The sequence below is a fragment of the Citrobacter sp. TBCS-14 genome, assembly GCF_005280805.1.
GTDB lineage: Bacteria > Pseudomonadota > Gammaproteobacteria > Enterobacterales > Enterobacteriaceae > Citrobacter > Citrobacter gillenii.
Map to the genome: position 1 here is coordinate 1 of NZ_SZWM01000911.1, position 512 is coordinate 512.

The following is a 512-nucleotide window of genomic DNA, read 5'->3' on the forward strand; positions in this document are numbered from 1 at the left end:
GGCGGCGGAAATGCGCCACCGTATTGGTCAGATCATGGGGACCAGCCAGGGCGGTATGTGGGTGGGTACGTTCCACGGTCTGGCGCACCGTCTGCTGCGCGCGCACCATATGGATGCCAACCTGCCGCAGGATTTCCAGATCCTCGACAGCGAAGACCAGCTGCGCCTGCTGAAGCGTCTGATCAAAGCGATGAACCTCGATGAGAAGCAGTGGCCAGCGCGCCAGGCAATGTGGTTTATCAACAGCCAGAAAGACGAAGGGCTGCGCCCGCACCATTTGCAGAGCTACGGCAATCCGGTCGAGCAAACCTGGCAGAAGGTTTACCAGGCCTACCAGGAAGCGTGCGATCGCGCCGGGCTGGTGGATNACTGCGCGCCCATGAACTGTGGCTCAACAAACCGCATATCCTGCAGCACTATCGCGAACGCTTTACCAATATCCTGGTGGACGAATTCCAGGACACCAACAACATTCAATACGCCTGGATCCGCCTGCTGGCGGGCGATACCGG

Annotated in this window: 1 pseudogene; it reads left to right on the top strand. The window is 59.5% G+C overall.

From position 1 onward, the window contains the following. A pseudogene (locus FDX22_RS22020) lies at window positions 1-512 on the top strand (UvrD-helicase domain-containing protein); the annotation flags it as partial.